This is a genomic window from Buchnera aphidicola (Aphis craccivora), from assembly GCF_005082145.1.
Taxonomy (GTDB): domain Bacteria; phylum Pseudomonadota; class Gammaproteobacteria; order Enterobacterales; family Enterobacteriaceae; genus Buchnera; species Buchnera aphidicola_U.
Genome location: NZ_CP034897.1, coordinates 189,765 through 216,272, shown reverse-complemented (window position 1 = coordinate 216,272; position 26,508 = coordinate 189,765). Strand labels below are relative to the sequence as shown.

The following is a 26,508-nucleotide window of genomic DNA, read 5'->3' as shown; positions in this document are numbered from 1 at the left end:
AATATTTATTTAACGTTAAATTTATTAATTCAAAAGAATTAAGATTTTATGTAAAAAAATTTTTCATCCAAAATAAAAAATTTTTTTTATGTTTACTATTTTTTTTAGAATTACTTTTTAAGTATATATTTTTATTATATAAATTTTGAGTATTGAAAAACCATATTGGCACAGATTCTGTGTATTCATTATTTTTTTTATAGAATAATTCTCCATTATTATTCATATAAAACATACGAATATTTTTAGGGCGATTTAATATTAATGGTATTGGACTTTGATATTCAAGATATTTTTGATAAACTCGCATCGCACCAGAAGAACCGTATAATCTAGTTGATTTATTATTATCTCTTCCTATCCAAGTAACTACAATTTGTTTTCCATCTATCCCTACAAACCAACTATCTACTAAATTGTTTGTAGTACCAGTTTTTCCAGCTAAAGAAAAATTTTTAAATAAAGCTCCTAAAGATTTAGCTGTTCCAGAAGTTACAACTTTTTGCATAGCATATACTGTTAAGTATGCAGCTTCAGAAGAAGCTATATTTTTAGATTGTGGTAAACTTTGATATAATATTTTTCCATCATCAGAAACAATAAATCTAACTGAAGATAATAATGATTTGCAACCTTCATTTGAAATTACTTGAAAAACTTGAGCAATTTCAATAGGTGTTAAATTAATAGATCCTAATGATATTGAAGGAAAAGGAGTTAAATATTTTTTAGAAATACCTAAATTTATCCAATTTTCTATTAATGAATTTAAACCTATATCAATACTTAGATTAACTATAGGTATATTAATAGAGTGAGTTAGTGCTTCTAAAAGCATTACGCGTTTATTAAATTGATTATTATTATTTTTTGGGATCCAATATTTACCATTTTTCAATTTAATAGCAATAGGCTGATTAGATATCCAAGTATTTAAATGATATTTTTTTGGATTAGATAACGCTTGTAAGTAAATAACAGGTTTAGATAAAGAACCAATAGAACGACGAGCTTGTAAAGCACGGTTATAACCATAAAATTTTGGATGAGAACTACCAATTAGCGCATTAATTTCTCCATTAGATTTATCTACTACGATCATTGCAATTTCTAAATCTTTTAATTTTTTTTTCTTTTTTAGTATAGGAATACTTGTTTTAACAGCTTTTTCAACAGAACTTTGAGATAAATAATCTAAAGTAGTAAATATTTTTAAACCTGATAAAATTTTAGTTTTTTTTCTTAATTTTTCTTTTACTTCCATTTGAACAAGTTGTAAAAAATCAGGATGATCTGAAATTATAAATCCTTTTGGATGGATTTTTAAAGGTCTTTTAGATAATTTAATATAAATGTTTTTTTCAATTAATCCTTTATTATACAAAGTTAATAAAACCAAATTTCTTCTATTTAAAGCAAGTTTTGGGTTGCTCCAAGGATTATATAAAGATGCTCCTTTTACCATCCCAACTAACAAAGCGTATTGATCTAAATTCAATTCATCAATCGGACGGCCAAAATAATAAAGACTAGCTAGTGGAAAACCACGAATTTGTTCGTTGCCATCTTGTCCTAAATATACTTCATTTAAGTATAATTCTAAAATGCGATCTTTTTTGTAAAAACAATCTAAAATCAACGCCATATACATCTCGTTCATTTTTCTCCATATTGAACGAGTATTTGTTAAAAAAAGATTTTTAACTAATTGCTGGGTAAGAGTGCTACCTCCTTGTATTGTTTTTCCTGCTGTAATATTAACTAATAAAGCTCTGATAATAGATGATATATTAATTCCATCGTGTTTATAAAAATTTTTATCTTCAATTGCTAATAATGTTTTAATTAAAATCATAGGGTATTTAGATCGAGGAAGAAAAATACGTTTTTTTTCTTTAGAAGAATTTAACATACTAATTAATTTTGGTTCCAAACGAAAAAAATTAAAATCACGATAATTTTCAACATTTTGAATTTTTAATAAAGAATTTGTATTAAAAACTAATCTTACATAAAGTTCATTTTCGTTAATATCAGGAAAATTAAAAGCGCGCCGTATAAATTCTATTTTATTATTTTGTATACTATATTCACCAGGAAGTATCACTTTATCGACTTTACTATACATTGTGCTCTTTAAAAATGTTTCAATTTCTTTTTGAGAGAATAAACTTCCTGGTTCTAAATTTATTATTCTACCATATATTGAGATGGGAAAATGCCATACCTTACCATTGATTAAACGGCTCATCTTCATATATAAAAAAAAACCATAAAAAATTATTAAAATTAATATTAGAATAAAAATTTTTACTAATGATTTTATTTTTTTTTTATTCATATATATTAAAAACCTTATTAATTAAAACATTTTATATTAAAAAATTATATTTTGTTTAATAATTTAAATAAACTTTTAAAAATATTCTTTATTTAAGAAAATCATTATTATATTTTAAAAAAATATCTTCAAATATTGGTAAGTTAAAACATTTAGGATATTGAACATATAACAAATATAAACCTTTTGCTGGAGCGGTAGGTCCAGCATAATTTCGATTTTTTTTTTTAATAAATCTTTCATAATATTTTCTTTGTTAATACAATTTATTTGAATTAAAGAACCAACTATATTTCGAACCATATGATATAAAAAAGAATTTGCTGTGATATCAATAACAACTAAATTATTTATGCGATAAACATTTATTTCCGTTATTGTTTTTTGAGCTGAAGAAGATTGACAGCCTAATGCTTGAAATGAAGAAAAATCATGATTTCCTAATAAACTTTGCGCTTCAGAATGCATTTTTAAAACATTTAATTTTTTGTAAATATGATTTGATTTTTTATATAAAATACTAGAACGACAAAGAGCATTATATATTAAATAACGATACGTACGTTTAATCGCACTATAACGTGCATTAAAGTAATCAGGAACTTCTTTCACCCATTTAATTGAAATATTTTTAGACAAATAAGTATTCACACCCACTGTCCAAGCATATTTACTTCTAATAGAAGTAGTTTCAAAATGTACAACTTGTCCTGTACTATGAACGCCAGAATCAGTTCGACCAGCACAAATTACATTAATTTTATGATTTGCAATTTTAGATAAACATCGTTCTACTTCTTCTTGAATAGACGGATATTTTTTTTGACGTTGCCAACCATGATAATATTCTCCATTATATTCTACTCCTAAAGCAAATTTTTTTATTTTTTTTTCTATCATTTAAAATTTTCCTTATTGACAAATTAATAGACAAAGTAAATATTAATTTAAACAAATATATAAATTTATAAAAAATATTTAATTAAAGTTTATGTTAAAATTAATTTTAATAATCTTCTTAAAATATTGTACTCAATATAAAAAATCATTTGCAAAAAATAAAATATATTACATATAAAAATATTTATAGATTCTTTATAATATATACTTATTTTTCTGAAGAAAAATAATTTTTTAAAATCTATATAATTAATTTTTTACTAGGAAAATACTATGGAAAAAGAAAAACAAAAAAAAAAATCTTCTTTAAATGTTCTTTCTATAGCAGGACTAAGACCTTATCAAAAAAAAATAGATGAACAATATATGAATGAAAACCAAATGTTACATTTTAAAAAAATTCTTGAAACTTGGAAACATCAGTTAAAATTTGAAATCAATCACACTCTACTCTATATACAAGATAAATCGACTAACTTTCCAGATCCAATTGATCGAGCTGCACAAGAAGAAGAATTTAGTTTAGAATTACGGAACCAAGATAGAAGTCGAAAATTAATAAAAAAAATTGAACTAACTTTAAAAAAAATAAAAACTAATGATTTTGGTTATTGTAATTCTTGTGGTATTGAAATTGGAATACGTCGTTTAGAAGCCAGACCAACTGCAAGTTTATGTATTGATTGTAAAACATTAGCAGAAATTAGAGAAAAACAAATGGCTGGTTAACAATATAGATTAGGATATTCGATTGATACATTAAATTATCTCGAGTATCCTTTTAACTGATTTATATTTAAATTAACTTATTAAAAAAAATTAGGTCAAAAATGGAATCTATTAATATTTCCACATTACAGAATTGGAAAAATAAAAAAAATAAATTTGCTGCCATTACAGCTTATGATTTTAGCTTTGCTAAGTTATTTTCAAATCAAGGAATTCCAATCATACTCGTTGGAGATTCTCTTGGTATGACATTTCAAGGTCATGATTCAACAATTCCTGTTACAGTTCAAAATATTGAATATCATACAAAAGCAGTAAGAAAAGGTGCTCCAAATGTTTTTTTAATATCTGATTTACCATTTATGTCTTATTGTCAAATAAATCAAGCGTTAAAAAATACTTCTAAAATTATTCAATCTGGTGCTAATATGATCAAAATAGAAGGTGGAAAAAACTTAATTCATATCATCAGGGAATTATCAAGTCATTCAATATTAGTATGCGGACATATAGGGCTTACTCCACAACATATAGATTATTTAAGTGGATATAAAATTCAGGGAAGAAATGAAAAAGATGCAAATAAAATAATAGAAGAAGCTTTATTACTTGAAGATGCAGGAATTAAAATGCTAGTATTAGAATGTATTCCTGCAAAATTATCAAAAATAATAACTGAAAAATTATCTATCCCAGTAATTGGAATAGGAGCTGGAAATTATACCGATGGGCAAATATTAGTAATGCAAGATTTATTAGGAATTACTGAAGGAAAAAAACTGAAATTTACAAAAAATTTTCTTTCGCAAAATGGAAACATTCAAAATGCAATTAAAACATACATTTATGAAGTTAAAAAAGGTATTTTCCCTAATGAAAAAAATAGTTTTTAAAAAATTTAAACATTCTATAAGTTAAGATGATTATGCGTATAATAAAAACCACCGATGCTTTATATAAAACAATTCAATTTTTAAAAAAGAAACAAAAAAAATTGGGATTAGTGCCTACAATGGGTAATTTACATAAAGGTCATATAAAATTAATTTTATTAGCAAAAAAATATGCTGATATTGTTATTGTAAGTATTTTTGTTAATCCTATGCAATTTGATAATTTATTAGATTTAAAAAAATATCCTCAAACTTTTATAGAAGATTGCTTGGTGTTAAAAAACGAAAAAGTAGACATTTTATTTGCTCCTAAAATTTCTGAAATCTATCCCGATGGTTTAAAAATGCATACTTATATCCAAGTACCTAAATTATCTAAAATTATTGAAGGAAAATCGCGACCTGGACATTTTATAGGGGTAACAACAATCATTGGAAAATTGTTTAATTTAATACAACCTAATTTTTCATTTTTCGGGGAAAAAGATTATCAACAACTATTAATAGTAAAAACTTTTGTTAAAGAATTAAACTATCCAATAAAAATAATTAGTTTACCTACAATTCGATTAAAAAATGGATTAGCTTTTAGCTCCAGGAATAAATATTTAACTAATATAGAGCTCCAAAAAGCATCTTTTTTATATAAAATTATAAGAAAAACAATAAATATTATCTTAAAAAATAATGGAAAAAAATTACACCAAACTATAAATCTTGCAAAGATGTCTTTAATACAAAAAGGATTTCTAGTGGATATATTTAATGTGTATAATTCTCAAACATTAGATGATTTTTCTGAAAAAAATAAAAAAAACATAATTCTTGCATCTGTTTGGTTAGGTTCTACTCGTTTAATCGATAATAAAAAATTTACATTACTAAATTAAGAATAAATTTTTTATTTTTTAAAAACTACTTTACCGATGTATGGTAAATAACGATAACATTGAGCATAATCTATTCCATAGCCCACCATAAATTCATCAGGTATAGAAAAACCTACAAAATCAATATTAATATTAACTTCACGACATTCAGGTTTATCTAAAAGCGTGCAAATTGATAAAGATTTTGGATTTCTAAGTTTTAAAATACCTAATACTTTACTTAAAGTTTTTCCAGAATCAATGATATCTTCAACGATTAAAACATTTTTATTATAAATGTCTTCATCTAAATCTTTTATAATCTTTACATCTCCGCTAGATATAATTCCACGTCCATAACTAGAAGTAGTCATAAAATCAACTTCATGTTCGATTTTAATATTCCGACATAAATCTGCTATAAACACAAACGAACCTCTTAATAGAGCAATTAATATCATTTTATTTGTGCTATTTTTATATTTTTTAGTAATTTCTCGTCCTAATTCGCGAACACGAATATCTAATTCTTTTTCAGAAAAAATAACTTTAATAGTATGTTTCATAATATTAATTAATTTTTTAATTTAAATTATAGTTTTATTATACTAAAAATAATCTAATTGATCTTTATCAAAAATAAAAAGTATTAATATCAAAAAATATTTAAGCGCTTAATTAAAAATTAAAATATTTATTTTTTAAACTATTGCAATAATAATAATCATTATGTTATAAAAATTATTGTATTTAAAAATTATAATTAAATACTCTACATATTATTTTATTATTTTTTATTTATGATATGTCTTAAAAATATGTATCTTGTATTATATTAAAATAAATATCTTAATAAATAATCTTATTATTTAAAATTATTTATGAATATAAAAAATTGTTAATAAATCATTTTTTCTAATACTTTTAAAAAAGACAAACTAAATTTATGATAAAATTCATAACATATAAGTTATACTAATAATAAAAAATTTAAATATATTTTCAATTAAAAATCTGATTCTTATTAAAAACTGCCTAATAAAATAATTAAATTAACTTAAACACTTACTAATTTTACCTCTCAAGGTATTAAATAAAAAATATTAATATCTATTTATAATCTTATCACAGTAGAATAACTATTCTAATTTGCTATAAATAAACTCACATATAATGTAGGGGTAATATATTTTAATAAAAAAATTAATTATAAATAATAAAAATTTTTTATGAAATAAATTTAAGGATTCATAAAACATGAAACTATTAAAATTTGGTGGCACTTCATTAGCTAATGCAGAAAAATTTTTATGTGTAGCTAATATTATAGAAAAAAACAAAAATAATGAACAAGTTGCAATAGTTCTTTCTGCTCCAGCTAAAATAACTAATTATCTAGTTAACATCGTTGAAAAAAATATTAAAATTAACGAAATATTAGACCAAATTAAATTTGCAGAAAACATATTCATTAAAATAATACAAACAATTACAAAAATACAATCTTGCTTTTTATATGAAGAAACCAAAAAAATAATAAACATAGAATTTAATAAATTAAAACAAATAATAAACGATTTTATATCATTAAAAACATACCCTGAAAATATACAAGCAATTATAATGTCTCGTGGAGAAATACTTTCAATTTGTATAATGAAAAATATATTAAAATCTCGAAACCATAAAGTTACTGTTATAAATCCTATTGAAAATATTATATCTACCGGAAGTTTTTTAAATTCTACAGTTAGTATTAATGAATCTAAAAAACGAATTAGTCAAATGACTATAAATAGCAATAATATTATTTTAATGCCCGGTTTTATTTCAGGAAACAAAAAAGGTGAACTAGTATTATTAGGGCGTAATGGATCAGACTATTCTGCAGCAATATTAGCTTGTTGTTTAAACGCAAAATTATGCGAAATATGGACAGATGTTGATGGTGTTTTTACTTCAGATCCAAACAAAATATCTAATACTTTTTTATTAAAATCAATATCATATGAAGAAGCAATGGAGTTGTCTTATTTTGGAGCAAAAGTATTACATCCACGTACTATTAAACCACTTAAGAAATTTAACATACCATGTGTTATTAAAAACACCTCTAATATCGAAGCCAAAGGCACATTAATTTGTGAAAAAAGTAACAATAAAAATATTTTAAAAGGTGTAACCAATATAGATGATGTTGTAATGTTTACAATACCTGGTGATTTATTAAAACAAAAAAATCACGGCATTGTTCATATATTAAACCTACTTGAAAAGGAAAATATTAATATTATATTAATTACTCAATCATCATCAAAAAATAATTTTAGTTTTTGTACTTTAGAAAAAGAAACACAAAAAATACTTATTTTGTTAAGTAAATCATTTAAAATAGAATTAAAAGAAAATTTTTTAAATAATATCAATATAATTAAAAATTTATCTATATTATCTGTAATTGGATTTGATATTTCTCAAAAATACGATATTGCTTCAAAAATTTTTTCTTCTTTAGGAAAATCTAAAATCAATATTCTTGCAATTGCACAAGGATCTTCAAAATATTCTATATCTTTAGTAATTAAAAAAGAGAAAATTTTAACAAGTATGCAGATTGTTCACAATGCATTATTTCATAATCAAAAAACTATAAATGTTTTTTTAATTGGAATAGGTGGAGTCGGGAAATCATTAATAAAACAAATATTAAAACAAAAGAATTTTCTAGCAAAAAAAAATATAGAAATAAAAATTCGTATTATCGCTAATTCTAAAAAAATATTATTTTTAGATGATTCAATTGATTTAAAAAATTGGGAAACAGCTTTTAAAGAATCAAAAGAAAAATTTAATCTTGAAATATTAAACACAGTATTAAAAAATAATTATTTTTTAAATTCTGTTCTAATTGATTGTACTTCTGATGAAATTTTATCTAAACAATATGTTAATTTTTTTTCAAAAGGATTTCACGTTATCACATCAAGCAAAAAAGCTAATACTAGTTCGTTAAAATATTATAATGAAATTAAAACTACTGCATTAAAAGAAGATAAAAAATTTTTATATGAAACTAATGTTGGGGCAGGACTTCCTGTTATACAAACATTACAAAATTTATTTAATACAGGTGATAATCTAATTTGTTTTAAAGGAATATTATCTGGTTCACTATCTTTTATATTTGGAAAATTAGAAGAAAATATTTTATTATCAGATGCTACTAAAAAAGCTAAAGATTTAGGTTTTACAGAACCAAATCCATGTGATGATTTATCAGGAATAGATGTGGCTAGAAAGTTATTAATTTTAGCACGAGAAGTAGGATATGAAATAGAATTAGAAGATATTAAAATTGAACCAATACTACCTGAGTATTTTAAACAATGTAAAAATACTGAAGAATTTTTATATAAATTAAAAGAAATGGACATTCCTTTTTTAGAAAGAATTAAAAAAGCACGAGATTTAGGTAAAGTATTACGTTTTGTTGGAACAATAGAAAAAGGAGGAAAATGTTCAGTAAAGATTGAAGAAATAAATAGTAATAATCCATTATACAAAGTAAAAAATGGTGAAAATGCACTGACATTTTATACGAATTATTATCAACCGATTCCTCTTGTATTAAGAGGATATGGTGCTGGTAACAATGTTACTGCCTCTGGAGTATTTTCCGACCTACTACGTATAATATTATAAACGTCAGTGTGGAGTACAGTAATGATTAAAATTTATGCACCAGCTTCTATTGGTAACGTTGGAGTTGGGTTTGATATTTTAGGTGCAGCTATTAAACCAATAAATGGTGATTTATTAGGTGATTGTATAACAATAAAATTATCAGAAAATTTTCAGTTACTTAATAAAGGAATCTTCTCTAATCAGTTACCTATAAATCAAGAACAAAATATTGTCTGGAAATGTTGGTCTAAATTTTGTAAAGTAATAAAAAAAAATATCCCAGTTTCTATAGTTTTAGAAAAAAACTTACCTATTGGATCAGGATTAGGCTCTAGTGCTTGTTCTGTAGTTGCTGCTTTAGTTGCAATTAATGAAATTTTTAAAAATCCATTAAACTCAAAAGAATTACTATTACTTATGGGAGAAGTGGAAGGAGAAATATCAGGAAGTATTCATTACGATAATGTTGCTCCATCCTATCTTGGAGGTCTTCAATTAATCTTAGAAGATTCTGATATAATTAGTCAAAAAATACCTAATTTTACAACTTGGTTTTGGATAGTAGCCTGGCCAGGAGTCAAATTATCTACTGCAGAAGCAAGAAAAATTTTACCTAAAAAATACACAAAAGACATTTGTGTAAAAAATAGTCGTTATTTAGCTAGTTTTATTCATGCATCATATACTCAACAATCCAATTTAGCAGCAAGATGTATGAAAGAATTTATCGCAGAACCATACCGTAGTAAATTATTACCTAATTTTTTTAAAAATAAAGAAGAAATTAAAAAATTAGGAGCTATAAGTTGTGGTATATCTGGTTCAGGACCAACTATTTTTGCTGTTTCAGAAAACATTAAAATAGCGAAAAAAATATCTTTATGGCTTAAAAAAAATTATTTACAAAACAAAACAGGATTTGTTCATATTTGTTATATAGATACAAAAGGTGTTCGAAAAATAGGATAAAAAATGAAACTGTACAATTTAAAAAATCATAACGAACAAGTTAATTTTGAAACTGCTATTAAACTTGGACTAGGAGAACAACAAGGACTATTTTTTCCAGTAAAAATACCAATTATTACACCTTTTGAATTATCAGAAATATTAAAAATGGATTTTATTACAAGAAGTGCCGAAATACTTTCTAAATTTATTGATAGTGAAATATCTAAAAAAACATTATATAAACATGTAAAAAAAGCATTTTCGTTTAAAAAACCATTAAAAATTTCAATTAATAAAAATATAAGTTGTTTTGAATTATTTCATGGTCCAACACTAGCATTCAAAGATTTTGGAGCCCGTTTTATGGCTCAAATGATCTTTTCTTTAAAGAAAAAAAACGAAATTTTTACTATTTTAACTGCAACTTCAGGAGACACTGGAGCTGCAGTTGCGCATGCATTTTATAAAATGAAAAATATTCGAGTAATTATTTTATATCCGAAAGGAAAAATTAGTCTCTTACAAGAAAAACTATTTTGCACTCTAGGAGAAAATATAACAACTATATCAGTTAATGGTAGTTTTGATGATTGTCAAAATTTAGTTAAAAAAGCTTTTGATGATAAAAAATTAAAAGAATTAATAGGTTTAAATTCCGCTAATTCTATTAATATCAGTCGTTTATTAGCACAAATATGTTATTATTTTGAAGCTTTTTCATTAATTACAGAAGAACAACAAAAAAACTTAGTTATAGCTGTTCCATGTGGAAATTTTGGAAATTTAACAGCTGGATTACTAGCAAAATCTCTTGGTTTACCAATCAAATCTTTCATAGCTTGCACAAATGTAAATGATACTGTTCCAAGATTTTTAAAAAATAGAAAATGGAAACCGAAAAAAACTATATCTACGATTTCTAATGCTATGGATATAAGCCAACCAAATAATTGGCCTAGAATTGAAGAATTATTTCGCAGAAATAATTGGGATTTAAATGATTTAAGATTCGGAAGTGTATCAGACAATAGCACTAAAGAAACAATTAAAGAACTATTTAAACTAGGATATGTTTCTGAACCACACGCCGCAATCGCATATCGATTATTAAATGATCAACTAAAAGAAAATGAATACGGTTTATTTTTAGGAACAGCGCATCCATCTAAATTCAAAGATACTGTTGAAAAAATTTTAAAAAACAGTATTGATTTACCAAATGAAATTAAATGTAGAACTAATTTACCATTATTATCCTATAACATAAACCCAGATTTTAATAAACTTAAAGAATTTTTACTAAATAAATAAAAACTAAAAAATTAGAGAGGACAACTTCCCTCTCTAATAAAAAATAAAGAATATTATAATATTAAACAATTAAATAATTTTTAAATGTTAAATAAAAAGTTAACAATATCACCATCTTTAATTTTATAATCTTTTCCTTCAATTTTACATTTACCCATTTCTTTAACTTTAATTTCACTTTTATACTGAATGAAATCTACATATTTAATAATTTGTGCTCGAATAAAACCTTTACTAAAATCACTATGAATTTTATGAGCCGCTTGAATACTCGTGCTACCATTAGGTATAGACCATGCATGAATTTCTTTAATTCCAACTGTAAAAAATGTTATTAAATCAAGTATTTTATAACCGTATTCAATTATCTGATTTAATCCTAAATTTCTTATGTTAAAAGCTTGCATAAAATCTTTTTGCTCTTTTTTATCCATTTGTATCAAATCTAATTCTAAATTTGAAGAAATAGGAACAACTAAAGAATTATCTTTTTTTGCTATTTCCTTTAATTCATTTAAAAAAATCAAAGATTCTTTATTCTCATTTATATTTGCAATATACATTGTTGGTTTTAAAGTTAAAAACCGAAAGTTACTAATTATTTTTTTTTCTATTTCATTTAATTTTAAAGTTTTAAGCATTAAAAAATTTTTTAAATGATCAATACATTTATTTAAAACAATTAATTTTTTTTCTGTTTCTTTTATATCATATTTTAAGTTTTTTTCTAATCTTGATATAGATTTCTCACAAGTATCAAAATCAGATAATATAAGCTCGGAATTAATTATATCTACATCATTTGCAGGTTTAATTTCATTATAAATATGACTGATATTATCATCTTTAAAGCATCTTACAACATGTGCAATAGCTTGAGTGTCTCTAATATTACTTAAAAATTGATTACCCAAACCCTCACCTTTAGATGCTCCTTTAACTAGACCAGCAATATCTACAAATTCTATATATGCATTTACTATTTTCTTAGGAGAAACAATTTTAGAAAGTTCATCGATACGAATATCAGGAACTGAAACTATTCCAACATTCGGTTTGATAGTACAAAATGGAAAATTTGCAATTGCAGAATTTCCTTTAGTTAATGCATTAAATAAAGTAGATTTTCCAACATTAGGAAGACCTATAATACCACATTTAAAACCCATATTTTTATATCCTTAAAATAAATAACTTTATTTTATGTTAAGATAATAAAATAATTTTTATTTAATTAAGAAGTATTACTCAATAATATAAGAGTTTCTTTTATAGCATATTGAATAGATATATTAATTAAATCAATTTCTGTTGTTGTAGGAGCTGAAAGTACAAAAGATGATATGTCTTTTTTATTTTTTGGTCGGCCAATACCAATCCTAAACCTATAAAAATTTATTTTTTTATTAAAAATATTAATAATGCTTCTTAAACCATTATGACCACTATGTCCATAGCTATATTTTAGCTTTGATTGTCCAGATTCTAAATCCAAGTCATCGTGTGCTATTAATATTTCATTTAAATTAATATTATAAAATGAAGCTATTTTATATATTGCGCTACCATTAATATTCATAAAAATATTAGGTATAAACAAACGAATATTATTTGAATATATATCAATAGAAGCAACAAAACCAAAAAATTTTTTTTCTTTTTTTAATAGAGTGTTAAAATTTTTAGCTAAAGAATAAATATACCAAGAACCTATATTGTGACGTGTATTATGATATTTATTTTTAGGATTAGATAGTCCTACAATCATTTTAATAATACTCAAAAATAATCCTTTAAATTTTTCTAAAATTTTTTATTAAAACATATAATATAGGTATATTATATGTTTTTAAATATAAAATTTTATTTTTGCAAACGACTATCAACTTTATCCCAATTTACCACATTCCAAAATGCTTTAATATAATCTAATTTTTTATTTTGATATTTTAAATAATACGCATGCTCCCAAATATCCAAACCTAAAATAGGATCACCATAAGTATTTGATATTAATTTACCCATTAATGGATTATCTTGATTTATGGTAGATACTATATCAAGTTTACCATTTTTATTAACTAACCAAACCCAACCTGAGCCAAAATGTTTCATAGCAATTTCTTCAAATTGATGTTTAAAAGATTCAAAACTTCCAAAATTTTTATCTAACTCTAATTTTATATTTCTATTTAATACAGTATTAATTTTTAAGGATTCCCAAAAAAAACTATGATTTATATGTCCGCCTGCATTATTTCGCAATGAATTTTTATTTTCTAAACTTATTTCGTTAAATATAGACATAAGCTCTTCAATTGAAAGGGCAGAAAAAGCTGTATCTTTCAAAATAGCATTAGTGTTATTAATATAATTTTGATGATGTTTTGTATGATGAATTTTCATTGTTTCTGTATCAAAATAAGGTTCTAAAGAATCATATGAATAAGGTATTACAGGTAAAGAATAACTCATTTTATTTTCCTATTTAAATGTAAAATATATATATAAAAAAATTAAATTAAAAATTTGATTTTAAATATTATATTAAATTATAGTACAATTACTGCATAATAAACAAGAATCATAATAAATATAAAAATTAATTTTATTAAATAAAAACGATACTTTTTAAATGAGATGTAAATGTCTACAACGCAAGATTTTAATTTATTAAATAATCGATTTCGAAGTTTTTATCCTGTCGTTATTGATATTGAAACAGCTGGTTTTAACCCGAAAACCGATGCATTATTAGAAATTGCTTTGATAACGTTAAAAATGGATAAATTAGGTTGGTTACATAAAGCAAATACACTTCACTTTCATATTAAACCGTTTAAAGGATCTATTATTAATTCCGATGCTATTGCGTTTAATAAAATTGATCCATTTAATCCATTACGTGGCGCTATTAGTGAAAAATTAGCAATTAAATCAATATTAGAAACAGTTAAACAAGGAATAAAAACAGAAGGTTGTAGAAAAGGTATTGTGGTTGCACATAATGCTAGTTTTGATCATAATTTTTTAATGGCAGCAATACAACGGGTTCAAATTAAAAAAAATCCGTTTCATCCATTTGTTACATTTGATACAGCAGCACTAAGTGCATTAGTTGTCGGAGAAACAGTTCTAGCTAAAGCATGCAAGGCTATTGGATTAACATTTGATAATAATCAAGCTCATTCTGCCCTTTACGATACTTTACAAACTGCAAATCTTTTTTGTGAATTAGTTAATCGTTGGAAATACTTAGGTGGATGGCCAGTTGACATAAAAAATAACAACATTTTTTTAAAAAATTAAAATATTATTTTATTTTTTATAAAATTTATATCATTACAAAAAGATATGACATTAATAATAGTTTTGTTTTCCAAAAATGTCATATCTTTTTTAAAAATAGTTAGATAAATTACATTTTATTTCTTATATTTATTTGTTGTTTTAGCTATTAACTTCTGTAATTCTCCATTTTGAAGCATTTCCATTATAATACTACAACCTCCTATTAACTCACCATCTATCCATAATTGAGGAAATGTAGGCCAATTTGCATATTTAGGCAATTCTCTTCTAATATCTGTGTGTTCTAATATATCTACATATGCAAATTTTTCTCCACATACTGATAAGGCTTGCACAGCTTGAGCAGAAAAACCACAACTAGGAGCACTAGGCGTTCCTTTCATGTAAATTAAAATAATATTATCTTTAATTTGACGTTCTATTTTTTGAATTACATCCATACTTTACTCCATTATAAAATTTATAAATATAAAAAATATTAGAAATGACTTTTAAGTTTAAATACTTTAAAAATATTTTATAGACAACTTTATTTTTTTTTGTAATACTAATGAATTAGTTTATTTTTAATCTAGAAATATGGGGCTGTTCTGGATTCGACAAGATTATCAAAAAAATAAAGTGCATGCCGAGGAACGGTTTGCCTCGTAAAAAAGCCGTAAAACAATAGCTACAAACAATAAACAAAACTACGCATTAGCAGCTTAAAAAACTGTAAAATGCCCTTTATTCTCAAAATTATCTCTTTTATAACGAGAAACTACTAAAGGTCATTAATTAAAGAGAAAACGTGAAAAAGCTTAATAATAACACGTAAAAATTTTTTTAAGCTATACTCCTAAAATAAGTTTTTCTAAATTAGGAAAAGAATTTAATATAAAGAAAAACTAAGCATGTAGTATCTTTATTTATAGAAATTTTGGACGCGGGTTCAAATCCCGCCAGCTCCAAAATACTTAAATTTTATCATTTATTTCAATTTTTCAATACTAAAATAAGAAACTTTATTGTTTTTAAAAAAAATATTCAACATTGTTTTTTGGCATATATTTTTTTCAGACTGTTTACAAAAAATATAATGATAAGCATCACTAAAAGAATCAGAAATTATTGGGTTTCCAAAAATATAAATTATTTGTTCTCTTGTCATATCTTTATATTTTTTTTGAAACTCATTTACACTGAAATCAAACTCATCTATATTATTAAAGCTATAATTTTTATCACCTAAAAATGCACAACTAGTTAACAAAAAAGTTATTAATAATATTTTAATTATATGAGTATTCATTAATAAATTATTTCCTAGTAATTTATAAAATATAAAATTCAAGCATTATATTTAATCTTAAAAAATTATATAATTTTAAAAAAATTTTTTAGACCAATTTAATTTTGAAGTTAAAGTTTCAAAATAGTTATAGCTTTTAGGATGAACGAGATTTAAATAGTAATTACTTTTTCGTAGTAAAACATATTCATTTTTATTAACAGATAACACTATTTGGCTATCACAACTAATTTTTAAATCTTTTTCTATATTAGAAAACTTCAAACAAATTACACTATCGCTTCTAATTACTAATGGTCGAGCTGACAAAGTATGAGGAAACATTGGTATTAATAATATAGCTTCCAAAGAGGTTGCTATAATCGGCCCCCCTGCAGAAAGCGAATAACCTGTTGAACCAGTTGGAGTTGAAACAATTAAACCATCTGAACGTTGCGAAAAAGCAAATTTTTCATCAATATAAACTTCAAATTCTATCATATGAGCTACATATTTAGGATGTAACACCACCTCATTAACAGCTATACTAGATTTGTAAAGTTTTTTTTTCTTGTAAATTTTTACATCTAATAAAAAACGATTTTCTATAAAATAATTTCCAGATAAAACTTCTGATAACTTTTTAAATCGATTATCAGGATTTAAGTCTGTTAAAAAACCTAAATTTCCTCGATTAATACCAATGATTTTAATATTAAAATATGATAAAATTCGAGCTGTACATAATAAGTTTCCATCTCCACCAATTACTATAGCTAAATCGCAAAGTTGACCAATTTCTATCAATGTAGCAGTGTTTGGATTTTTTAACTTTAATTTTTTAGAAACAGTATATTCAATAAAAACTTTATAACCTCTTTTAATTAGCCATTTATAAAGTATCTCATGTGTTATTAATGCATTAGAATGACGAGGACGTCCAACAATACCAATACAATTAAAATATTGTTTCATTGCATTAAAACCCCTAATGAATATATATTTAATCAATACATAAACCAACTTAAAAACATAAAAAAATAAATTTATATTTAACTAATACAGTAATGTTTAAATGGTGATATTATGGATACTGAAGAAAAACAAACAATAAACAAAAATATTGAAAAAAAAGATAAAGAAAAAGAAAACGAAAAAAAAATAAATAATATTTCTACACTTAAAAGTACAAATAAAAATGAATTAAACGATTTAAAAGAAAAACTATTAAATAATCAAAAAAAAATACATGATATAAAATTAAGACATTTAGCATATATAGAAAATATCAAAAAAGACTCTGAAATAAAAATAAAAAATATAAAAAATATAAAAAAAGAAGAATTTTTTAAAAAGATCATTCCTATTATAGATATTTTAGAAGATACTTTATCTTTCGCTCAAAAGTCAAACTTAGATAAAGAATCATTAGTACAAGGAATACAATTAATATTAGAGTCTTTATTAAAAATAATATATAAATTTGGAGTAAAAATAGAAGGTAAAAAAAATGAAGCTTTTAATCCAAAAATTCATAATGCTATATTAACTGAAAGTTCAACAGAAATACAACCCGATCATGTGATTCAAGTGACAAGAAAAGGTTTTAGCTTTAATAATATTATAATTCGTAAAGCATCTGTAATAGTTTCTAAAATTTAAAAAATTACATTTTTAATTGTCAAAAACATTAAAATTATTAAATAGATAAAAATAGAAAAAATTTTTCAAATTTTTTCTATTTTTACGTATAAATTTAAATATCAAACCAATTAATTGCTTTCTTTTTACATTTAACTAATATTTCATTGGTTTTAGAAAAATGTTTACATCCCAAAAAACCTCGATGTGCTGATAATGGAGATGGATGTGATGACTTTAAAATATAATGTTTATTATTATCAATTAAATTATATTTTTTTTGAGCATCATTTCCCCAGAGTAAAAAAACAATAGATTGTTTATACTTACTAATATGAGAAATCACTTTATTAGTAAATATTTGCCATCCTATATTATTATGAGATTTTGGTTTTCCTAACTCAACAGTTAAAATAGTATTTAATAAAAAAACACCTTGTTTTGCCCAACTTTCAAGACAACCATGATTAAATATATATTTTTTTTTAAAATCATTGTTTAGTTCTTTATATATATTTTTTAAAGAAGGTGGTATATTTTGATTCTTAGGAACTGAAAATGCAAGCCCATGTGCTTGATTATTTGAAAAATAAGGATCCTGCCCAATAATAACTACTTTAATTTTATCAAAATCAGTTAGTAAAAAAGCTTTAAACATATCTTTTGAAGAAGGATATATAATTTTCGTTAAACGTTCTTTTTTAATATAATTGATAATATTAAAAAAATATTTTTTTTTTTCTTGAGATAAAAGATCTTTCCAAGTTAAACTACTATTCATAAAAACTCTTTTTTAAATTAATTAAATAAAATATTTTCAAAAAAATTGCTTTGATTCTATTTCAAAATAAAAGGAGAGAAAAATGGTTTTAGTAACAAAAGAAGCACCAAATTTTATAGCTCCAGCAATTTTAAGTAATGGTGAAATAATAAATACTTTTAATCTGAAAAAATATTCTAATGGTCAATCAATTATATTATTTTTTTGGCCTATGGATTTTACTTTTGTATGTCCTTCTGAAATTATGGAGTTTAACAAATCTTATGAAGAATTTCAAAAACGAAATGTAAAGATTGTAGGTGTATCTATTGATAGCGTTTTTGTTCATCAAGCGTGGCAAAATATTCTTCCTAAAAACGGAGGAATTGGAAAAATTAAATTTCCTATGATATCTGATATAAAACATGAAATTCAAAAATCTTATGGTATTGAACACCCAGAACTAAATGTTGCATTAAGAGCATCGTTTTTAATTGATAAAAATTGGATCGTACGTCATCAAGTTATTAATGATCTTCCATTCGGACGTAATATAAATGAAATTATACGAATGATAGATGCTATAGAATTTCATAATAAATATGGAGAAGTATGTCCTGCAAATTGGGAACCAGGAAAAGATGGAATAACTACTTCTTTACAGGGAATTTCTTCATATTTAAATAAACATTTTTCTGAATAATTATTTTTTATCTTAAAGTCAGCAAAATATGCTGGCTTTATTTAAATTTTAAATTTAAAAACAGATTTTTATATAAAATATTTTAAATAATTAAATAAAATTTTCATCATTAATATCGCTTATATCACTTGTATTTTGAACGTCACTAATTTCATTCATATGATTATCATCAAAATTAGATGTATTCTCAGAAGTTTCAAAATGATTTTCATCGTCATAGTCGACTAAATGATGTTCATCTTCAGGTTGAAATTCATGATTTTCTATATTAGTTATATAAGATTCATTAATAGTATCGAATACTTCTTCTTCAGGTTTGCTATGATTAAAAATATTCATTAACATATTACCTAAAATCATCCCCCCTGCCACACCAGTTGCAGTTTGTAAAGCATTTTTAAGAAATCCATTGCTATTGCTACTACTGCTATTACCATTCCCGCTAAAATTTGGAGAAGATGATGATACAGAATTATAAGATCCTGGAATATTTTGATTTTTTTTCCAAATATCATTATTTAATGTTTCTGAAGAAGTTGGTTCTTTTTTAAAAAAACTAGATAAAAAACTTGGTTTTTTATTTGTTTTATTTAAATTTAAACTTGATATTTTATTTGTTAATTCTTCAACTTTTAAACTTAGTTTTTTTATTGCTGTTTCTTGGATTAATATTGTTTGCGCCATATAATAAGAAGAATATGGTTGTTGTTTCACTAAGTTTTGGATTAAACTATTTGCTTCACTGTCTCGTTCAGAAGAATTTAATTCAGTGTTTTTTAAACGATGAAATAAGTTTTCTATTAATTTTTTTTCTTCATCTTTCATACAAAAATCTCATATTTAATTATAATTAAAAAACATTATTTAATTGTTAAAATTAACGAAATAATTTTAACAAGCTATTATTTTAATACTTTCATTTCAAATAAACAATATAAAAATATTTTTAATTAAATTAATAGAAAAATTTTAAATATAGAATTTATTTCTTTCAATGCATCTAATACATTAATTATGTTATAATTTTTATTTGATTTAATTTCGTTAATTTAAAAAGAGACAATAGTTATTATGAGAGAACTTGCACGAGAAATCATACAAGTTAATATTGAAGAAGAATTAAAAAATTCTTATTTAGACTATGCTATGTCTGTTATAGTCGGTAGAGCTTTGCCTGATGTTCGAGATGGTTTAAAACCAGTTCATCGAAGAATACTTTTTGCAATGCATATATTAAATAATGATTGGAATAAAGCATATAAAAAATCTGCTAGAATAGTAGGAGATGTAATCGGAAAATATCATCCACATGGTGATTCTGCTGTATATGATTCAATAGTTCGCATGGCTCAAGATTTTTCCTTAAGATATATGTTAATAGATGGTCAAGGAAATTTTGGATCAGTAGATGGAGATTCTGCTGCAGCAATGCGATATACAGAAATTCGTATGTCTAAAATTGCTCATGAGTTATTAATTGATCTTGAAAAAAATACTGTTGAATTTATCCCTAACTATGACGGAACCGAGTATATTCCTGAAATATTACCATCTAAAATACCAAATCTTTTAATTAATGGATCATCTGGAATAGCTGTTGGGATGGCAACAAATATTCCACCGCATAATTTACATGAAGTAATCAATGGATGTTTAGCATATATAGAAAACAACAATATTACTTTAGAAGAATTAATCAAATATATTCCAGGACCTGATTTTCCAACCGCAGGAATTATTAATGGGAAAAAAGGAATTGAAGAAGCATATCGTACTGGAAAAGGAAAAATTTATATTCGTGCACGTAATAAAATTGAAAAAAATAAAAAAAACAATAAAGAAACAATTGTTTTTTATGAAATTCCTTATCAAGTAAATAAATCACGTTTAATAGAAAAAATTGCAGAACTAGTAAAAGATAAAAGAATTGATGGAATAACAGCTTTACGTGACGAATCTGATAAAGATGGAATGAGAATTGTTATTGAAATTAAAAAAGAATCTTTATCAGAAATAATTTTAAATCAATTATATTCTCTTACTCAATTACAAATTTCTTTCGGAATAAATATGGTTGCATTATGTCAAGGACAACCAAAAACTTTATCTTTAAAAGAAATAATTAAATATTTTATATTACATAGAAAAGAAATAGTAACACGCCGTAGTATTTTTGAATTAAAAAAAGCTCTTAAACGTACTCATATTCTTGAAGGACTCAGTGTTGCTTTAATAAATATTAATCTTATTATTGATTTAATAAAAAAATCTAAAAATTCAATAGAAGCAAAAAAGCTCATTATAGAAAAAAAATGGATTTATAAAAATAAAAAAAATAATAATCAAAATATTACAGAAATAAAAACAACAAACCAAGAAAAAAATTATTATTACTTTTCTGAACAACAAGTACAATCAATTTTAGATTTAAGATTACAAAGATTAACTAATCTAGAACAAAATAAAATTATTTTAGAGTATAATAATTTAATAAAAAAAATTTCAGAACTTGAAGAAATATTAAAAAACCCAAACTCTATGCTATCAGTTATTAAAGACGAATTATTATCAATACAATATAATTTTAATGATAAAAGAAAAACAGAAATAATCGAACATCATACTAATATCAATATTGAAGACTTAATAAATCAAGAAGATGTAGTAGTTACATTGTCTCATTCGGGATATGTAAAATATCAACCTATTTCTGATTATAACGCGCAAAAAAGAGGAGGAAAGGGAAAATCAGCTGCTAAAATTAAAGAAGAAGATGTCATACAAAGTTTAGTCATCGCGAATACACATGATACTATATTATGTTTTTCTAGTCGAGGTATTTTATATTGGATGAAAGTATATCAATTACCAGAATCTAGTAGACATGCAAAAGGTAGACCTATAGTAAATTTATTACCATTAAATAATAAAGAAAGAATTACAGCTATTTTACCCGTCCACGAATATAAAGATAATCTTAATATTTTTATGGCCACAGCTCAAGGTGTAGTAAAAAAAACTTCTTTAAAGAAATTTCAAAAACCTAGATCTGCTGGAATCATAGCGATTAATTTAAAAACTAATGATGAATTAATTGGAGTAGCATTAACAAATGGACATAATAATATTATGTTATTTACACAAAATGGAAAAGTAGTTCAATTTTCAGAAAATAGTGTTCGAGCTATGGGTAGAACAGCTTCTGGAGTAAGAGGTATTAAAATATTAAAAAATGACAAAGTGGTTTCATTGATTGTTCCTCATAAAAAAGAAAGTATTTTAATAGCAACTAATAACGGATATGGAAAACGTACAAAAATTTCTGATTTCCCAGTTAAATCACGTGCAACACAAGGAGTAATTTCAATAAAAATAACTAAAAAAAATGGAAAAATAATTGGAGCTATACAAGTAGTAGAAAAAGATCAAATTATGATGATTACTAATGCAGGCACATTAGTTAGAATTAGAGTATCAGAAATAGGAATATTAAAAAGAAACACACAAGGTGTAATTTTAACACGAACATCAAAGAATGAAAAAGTTGTTGCTTTACAAAGAATTGTTGAGCCTATCGCAGAAGTTATATAATGAAATATGCTAATAATAAATTTTATAAAAAACCAATATTTTTAAAAATTCAAAAAAAATTTTATGTAAATATTATATTTGTAAAATAGGTTAAGTAAATATGAAAAATAGTCTATTTGTGACTAAACGTGATGGAAGAAAAGAAAAAATCAACTTAGATAAAATTCATAAAGTTTTAAATTGGGCAGCTAAAGGATTAGAAAATATATCTGTTTCCCAAGTGGAATTACGCTCACGCATTCAATTTTATGATAATATAACAACTATTAATATACATGAAACAATTATTAAAGCAGCAGCAGATCTAATATCGCAAGATACACCTGATTATCAATATATGGCTGCTCGACTTGCTATTTTTCATCTCAGAAAAAAAGCTTATAATCAATTTGAACCACCAATACTATACAACCATGTTAAAAAATTAGTAAACTCAGGCAAGTATGATAAAAATTTATTACAAAATTATTCTTTTGAAGAATATGTAGTGATGAATTCTTTTCTTGATCATTGTCGTGATATGAACTTTTCTTACGCTGCAGTAAAGCAATTAGAAGGAAAATATTTATTACAAAATCGTATTACTGGAAAAATTTATGAAAGTGCACAATTTCTGTATATTTTAATATCTGCATGTTTATTCGCTAAATATCCTAAAAATATTCGGATGAACTATGTTAAACGTTTTTATGATGCTATCTCTACCTTTAAAATTTCACTGCCCACACCAATAATGTCAGGAGTAAGAACTCCAACTCGTCAATTTAGTTCTTGTGTTTTAATTGAATGTGCAGATAACCTAAATTCTATTAATGCAACAACTAGTTGCATTGTAAAATATGTGTCACAAAGAGCTGGTATTGGAATAAATGCAGGTCAAATTAGAGCGTTAGGTAGTCCAATTAGAAATGGAGAAGCATTTCACACAGGATGTATTCCTTTTTATAAACTTTTTCAAAGCGCTGTAAAATCTTGTTCACAAGGTGGTGTTAGAGGTGGTGCGGCAACAGTTTTTTACCCAATATGGCATCTTGAAATTGAAAACTTATTAGTTTTAAAAAATAATAGAGGAATTGAAGAAAACAGAGTACGCCATCTTGATTATGCTGTTCAAATTAACAAATTAATGTATCAAAGAATGTTATTAGGAAAAAATATTACATTATTTAGTCCTTCTGATGTTCCAGAATTATATGAAAATTTCTTTTCCAATCAGAAAAAATTTAAAGAAATATATATTGAATACGAAAAAAATAAAACTATAAGAAAAAAAACTATTAAAGCAATCGACTTGTTTTCTTTAATTATGCAAGAAAGAACTTCTACTGGAAGAATTTATATACAAAATGTAGATCACTGTAATTCACACAGTTCTTTTAACCCTAAATTAGCTCCAATAAAACAATCTAATTTATGTCTAGAAATCACATTACCTACAAAACCACTCGATGATATTTATGATGAAAATGGAGAAATAGCTCTTTGTACATTATCAGCTTTAAATCTAGGTTTAATTAAAGATCTGAAAGAACTTGAAGAATTATCTATATTATCTGTTCGAGCATTAGATGAAATATTAGAATATCAAAATTATCCAATAGTATCTGCGAAAAACTCTTCTATTGAAAGACGTTCTTTAGGTATTGGCGTAATTAATTTTGCATATTATTTAGCTAAAAATAAAGTTCGTTATTCAGATGGAAGTGCAAAAAAATTAACACATAGAACTTTTGAAGCAATACAATATTATTTATTAAAAGCTTCTTGTGAATTAGCAAAAGAAAAAGGATCATGCATATTATTTAATCAAACAAATTATTATTTAGGAAAATTACCGATAGATACATACAAAAAAGATGTAGACATAATCTGTAACGAACCGTTACATTTAAACTGGAATCTACTACGAAAAAAAATTAAAAAACATGGTTTAAGAAATTCTACTTTATCTGCTTTAATGCCTTCAGAAACATCTTCTCAAATCTCTAATGCTACTAATGGTATTGAACCGCCAAGAGGATTCATTAGTATCAAAGCCTCAAAAGACGGCATGTTAAAACAAGTAGTTCCAGAATATAAAAAGTTAAAATCACAGTATGAATTACTTTGGGATATACCAAATAATACTGGATATTTAGAGCTGGTTGCTATTATGCAAAAGTTTATTGATCAATCTATTTCAGTTAACACTAATTACGATCCAAAACGTTTTACAAATGAAAAAATACCAATGAAACAACTTTTATATGATTTACTTGTGGCATATAAATTAGGAATAAAAACTTTATACTATCAAAACACTAGAGATGGTGCTGAAGATAATTATAACTTTAATAAATATGAAACAAGTAAAGAAGATAATTGTACAAGCGGTTCTTGTATTATATAATAAAATATAAAAAATTAATTTTAGGTATAAAAAGTGGCTTATACAACATTTTCAAAAGAAAAAAATAATCAGCTAATAGAGCCTATGTTTTTTGGGCAATCTGTAAACATAGCTCGATATGATCAACAAAAATATAATATTTTTGAAAAATTAATTGAAAAACAACTTTCGTTTTTCTGGAGACCAGAAGAAATAGACTTATCTCAAGATCGAATAGATTTTCAAAATCTTCCTACGCATGAAAAACATATTTTCATTAGCAATTTAAAATATCAAACATTACTTGACTCGATTCAAGGAAGAAGCCCAAACATTGCTTTTTTACCTATTATATCTATTCCTGAATTAGAAACATGGATTGAAACATGGTCATTTTCAGAAACAATTCATTCTCGTTCTTATACTCATATAATTAGAAATATTATAAATAACCCATCTATTATTTTTGATGATATTATAACTAATAAAAATATTAATGACAGAGCTAAAGATATTTCCATTTACTATGATGAGTTAATTAAAATGACTAGTTACTGGCATTTATTAGGAGAAGGAGACCATATTGTTAATCAAAAAAAAATTTATATTGATTTAAATATATTAAAGAAAAAATTATATCTTTGTTTAATTAGCGTTAACGTATTAGAAGCTATTAGATTTTATGTTAGCTTTGCTTGCTCATTTGCGTTTGCAGAAAGAGAAGTTATGGAAGGAAATGCAAAAATTATCAGATTAATTGCAAGAGATGAAGCATTACATTTAACTGGCACTCAACATATTTTATATCTTTTAGCTAATAAAAAAAAGAATGAAAATATGAGTAATATTATTACAGAATGTAAAGAAATAGCAACTCAAATTTTTATATCTGCCTCAGAACAAGAAAAAAAATGGGCAGAATATTTATTTCAAGATGGTTCAATGCTCGGACTAAATAAAGATATACTATGTCAATATATAGAATATATTACTAATATTCGAATGGATGCCATAGGTCTAAAAATGCCTTTTGAAAAAAGATCTAATCCTATACCTTGGATTGATTCTTGGTTAAATTCCGATTATATACAAAACGCTCCTCAAGAAACTGAAATTAGCTCTTATTTAGTAGGTCAAATCGATTCTGATCTATCTAATCAAGAATTTAAAAAGTTTAAATTATAA

At 24.2% G+C, this 26,508-nt stretch carries 22 protein-coding genes, 1 other RNA gene and 1 pseudogene; 13 read left to right on the top strand and 11 right to left on the bottom strand.

Annotation, left to right across the window (positions count from 1 at the left end; genetic code table 11):
• Positions 1-46: 46 nt before the first annotated feature.
• Both mrcB and truA read right to left on the bottom strand, forming a co-directional pair.
• Entirely contained in the window at positions 47-2,341 is a 2,295-nt protein-coding gene (gene mrcB, locus D9V60_RS01020; RefSeq protein ID WP_261979257.1) for a penicillin-binding protein 1B, read from the bottom strand.
• A gap of 88 nt (positions 2,342-2,429) precedes the next feature.
• Positions 2,430-3,241 (bottom strand): annotated as a pseudogene (truA, locus tag D9V60_RS01015) (tRNA pseudouridine(38-40) synthase TruA).
• A 273-nt stretch (positions 3,242-3,514) separates the two neighbouring features.
• Here truA and dksA point away from each other — a divergent pair.
• From dksA to panC, 3 genes are all read left to right on the top strand, one after another.
• Positions 3,515-3,970 carry an RNA polymerase-binding protein DksA gene (gene dksA / locus D9V60_RS01010; RefSeq protein WP_158360506.1) on the top strand — a complete coding sequence of 152 codons (456 nt, stop codon included), beginning with the start codon at positions 3,515-3,517 and terminating at the stop codon, positions 3,968-3,970.
• Positions 3,971-4,071: 101 nt separating this feature from the next.
• Positions 4,072-4,863, top strand: a complete 792-nt coding sequence (gene panB, locus D9V60_RS01005; protein WP_158360505.1) for a 3-methyl-2-oxobutanoate hydroxymethyltransferase — start codon at positions 4,072-4,074, stop codon at positions 4,861-4,863.
• Between the two features lie 32 nt (positions 4,864-4,895).
• Positions 4,896-5,753, top strand: coding sequence for a pantoate--beta-alanine ligase (gene panC, locus D9V60_RS01000; RefSeq protein ID WP_158360504.1), 858 nt, complete (start codon positions 4,896-4,898; stop codon positions 5,751-5,753).
• An 11-nt stretch (positions 5,754-5,764) separates the two neighbouring features.
• Here panC and hpt read toward each other — a convergent pair whose 3' ends face one another.
• The gene (hpt, locus tag D9V60_RS00995; RefSeq protein ID WP_158360503.1) at positions 5,765-6,298 is read right to left on the bottom strand and encodes a hypoxanthine phosphoribosyltransferase; all 534 of its coding nucleotides are present in this window, start codon (positions 6,296-6,298) and stop codon (positions 5,765-5,767) included.
• 691 nt (positions 6,299-6,989) lie between these two features.
• Here hpt and thrA point away from each other — a divergent pair.
• Genes thrA through thrC form a run of 3 tightly spaced genes read left to right on the top strand, consistent with a single transcriptional unit; the run spans position 6,990 to position 11,678 of the window.
• Complete coding sequence (gene thrA, locus D9V60_RS00990; protein WP_158360502.1) at positions 6,990-9,434, top strand: bifunctional aspartate kinase/homoserine dehydrogenase I; 2,445 nt, start codon at positions 6,990-6,992, stop codon at positions 9,432-9,434.
• Positions 9,435-9,455: 21 nt separating this feature from the next.
• Positions 9,456-10,385 carry a homoserine kinase gene (gene thrB / locus D9V60_RS00985; protein ID WP_158360501.1) on the top strand — a complete coding sequence of 310 codons (930 nt, stop codon included), beginning with the start codon at positions 9,456-9,458 and terminating at the stop codon, positions 10,383-10,385.
• 3 nt (positions 10,386-10,388) lie between these two features.
• Positions 10,389-11,678 carry a threonine synthase gene (gene thrC / locus D9V60_RS00980; RefSeq protein ID WP_158360500.1) on the top strand — a complete coding sequence of 430 codons (1,290 nt, stop codon included), beginning with the start codon at positions 10,389-10,391 and terminating at the stop codon, positions 11,676-11,678.
• An 80-nt stretch (positions 11,679-11,758) separates the two neighbouring features.
• On the opposite strand, the gene ychF is transcribed toward thrC, so the two are convergent.
• The 3 genes from ychF to D9V60_RS00965 form a co-directional block, all read right to left on the bottom strand.
• Positions 11,759-12,847: a redox-regulated ATPase YchF gene (gene ychF, locus D9V60_RS00975; protein WP_158360499.1), complete on the bottom strand. Its 1,089-nt coding sequence runs from the start codon at positions 12,845-12,847 to the stop codon at positions 11,759-11,761.
• Positions 12,848-12,912: 65 nt separating this feature from the next.
• Positions 12,913-13,446, bottom strand: a complete 534-nt coding sequence (gene pth / locus D9V60_RS00970; RefSeq protein ID WP_158360871.1) for an aminoacyl-tRNA hydrolase — start codon at positions 13,444-13,446, stop codon at positions 12,913-12,915.
• A gap of 95 nt (positions 13,447-13,541) precedes the next feature.
• Positions 13,542-14,153, bottom strand: coding sequence for a Fe-Mn family superoxide dismutase (locus tag D9V60_RS00965; RefSeq protein WP_158360498.1), 612 nt, complete (start codon positions 14,151-14,153; stop codon positions 13,542-13,544).
• Positions 14,154-14,324: 171 nt separating this feature from the next.
• On the opposite strand from D9V60_RS00965, the gene rnt reads away from it, so the two are divergent.
• Positions 14,325-14,987, top strand: coding sequence for a ribonuclease T (rnt, locus tag D9V60_RS00960; protein WP_158360497.1), 663 nt, complete (start codon positions 14,325-14,327; stop codon positions 14,985-14,987).
• A gap of 116 nt (positions 14,988-15,103) precedes the next feature.
• Here rnt and grxD read toward each other — a convergent pair whose 3' ends face one another.
• On the bottom strand, positions 15,104-15,430 hold the full coding sequence (gene grxD / locus D9V60_RS00955) for a Grx4 family monothiol glutaredoxin (RefSeq protein ID WP_158360496.1): 327 nt from the start codon (positions 15,428-15,430) through the stop codon (positions 15,104-15,106).
• Between the two features lie 141 nt (positions 15,431-15,571).
• Between grxD and ssrA the strand changes: the two genes are divergently transcribed.
• Positions 15,572-15,941: a transfer-messenger RNA gene (gene ssrA / locus D9V60_RS00950) on the top strand.
• Positions 15,942-15,960: 19 nt separating this feature from the next.
• On the opposite strand, the gene bamE is transcribed toward ssrA, so the two are convergent.
• Both bamE and nadK read right to left on the bottom strand, forming a co-directional pair.
• The gene (gene bamE / locus D9V60_RS00945) at positions 15,961-16,281 is read right to left on the bottom strand and encodes an outer membrane protein assembly factor BamE (RefSeq protein ID WP_158360495.1); all 321 of its coding nucleotides are present in this window, start codon (positions 16,279-16,281) and stop codon (positions 15,961-15,963) included.
• A gap of 75 nt (positions 16,282-16,356) precedes the next feature.
• Positions 16,357-17,235 carry an NAD(+) kinase gene (nadK, locus tag D9V60_RS00940; RefSeq protein WP_158360494.1) on the bottom strand — a complete coding sequence of 293 codons (879 nt, stop codon included), beginning with the start codon at positions 17,233-17,235 and terminating at the stop codon, positions 16,357-16,359.
• Positions 17,236-17,346: 111 nt separating this feature from the next.
• Between nadK and D9V60_RS00935 the strand changes: the two genes are divergently transcribed.
• Positions 17,347-17,922: a nucleotide exchange factor GrpE gene (locus D9V60_RS00935; RefSeq protein ID WP_158360493.1), complete on the top strand. Its 576-nt coding sequence runs from the start codon at positions 17,347-17,349 to the stop codon at positions 17,920-17,922.
• Between the two features lie 94 nt (positions 17,923-18,016).
• On the opposite strand, the gene ung is transcribed toward D9V60_RS00935, so the two are convergent.
• A complete protein-coding gene (ung, locus tag D9V60_RS00930; RefSeq protein ID WP_158360492.1) occupies positions 18,017-18,682 on the bottom strand; it encodes a uracil-DNA glycosylase in 666 nt (221 codons plus the stop codon).
• Between the two features lie 82 nt (positions 18,683-18,764).
• On the opposite strand from ung, the gene D9V60_RS00925 reads away from it, so the two are divergent.
• Complete coding sequence (locus D9V60_RS00925; RefSeq protein ID WP_158360491.1) at positions 18,765-19,364, top strand: peroxiredoxin; 600 nt, start codon at positions 18,765-18,767, stop codon at positions 19,362-19,364.
• A 90-nt stretch (positions 19,365-19,454) separates the two neighbouring features.
• Here D9V60_RS00925 and D9V60_RS00920 read toward each other — a convergent pair whose 3' ends face one another.
• Complete coding sequence (locus D9V60_RS00920; protein WP_158360490.1) at positions 19,455-20,189, bottom strand: DUF2076 domain-containing protein; 735 nt, start codon at positions 20,187-20,189, stop codon at positions 19,455-19,457.
• Positions 20,190-20,435: 246 nt separating this feature from the next.
• On the opposite strand from D9V60_RS00920, the gene gyrA reads away from it, so the two are divergent.
• From gyrA to nrdB, 3 genes are all read left to right on the top strand, one after another.
• A complete protein-coding gene (gene gyrA, locus D9V60_RS00915; protein ID WP_158360489.1) occupies positions 20,436-22,955 on the top strand; it encodes a DNA topoisomerase (ATP-hydrolyzing) subunit A in 2,520 nt (839 codons plus the stop codon).
• A gap of 100 nt (positions 22,956-23,055) precedes the next feature.
• Entirely contained in the window at positions 23,056-25,344 is a 2,289-nt protein-coding gene (gene nrdA, locus D9V60_RS00910; RefSeq protein ID WP_158360488.1) for a class 1a ribonucleoside-diphosphate reductase subunit alpha, read from the top strand.
• Between the two features lie 33 nt (positions 25,345-25,377).
• On the top strand, positions 25,378-26,508 hold the full coding sequence (nrdB, locus tag D9V60_RS00905) for a class Ia ribonucleoside-diphosphate reductase subunit beta (RefSeq protein WP_158360487.1): 1,131 nt from the start codon (positions 25,378-25,380) through the stop codon (positions 26,506-26,508).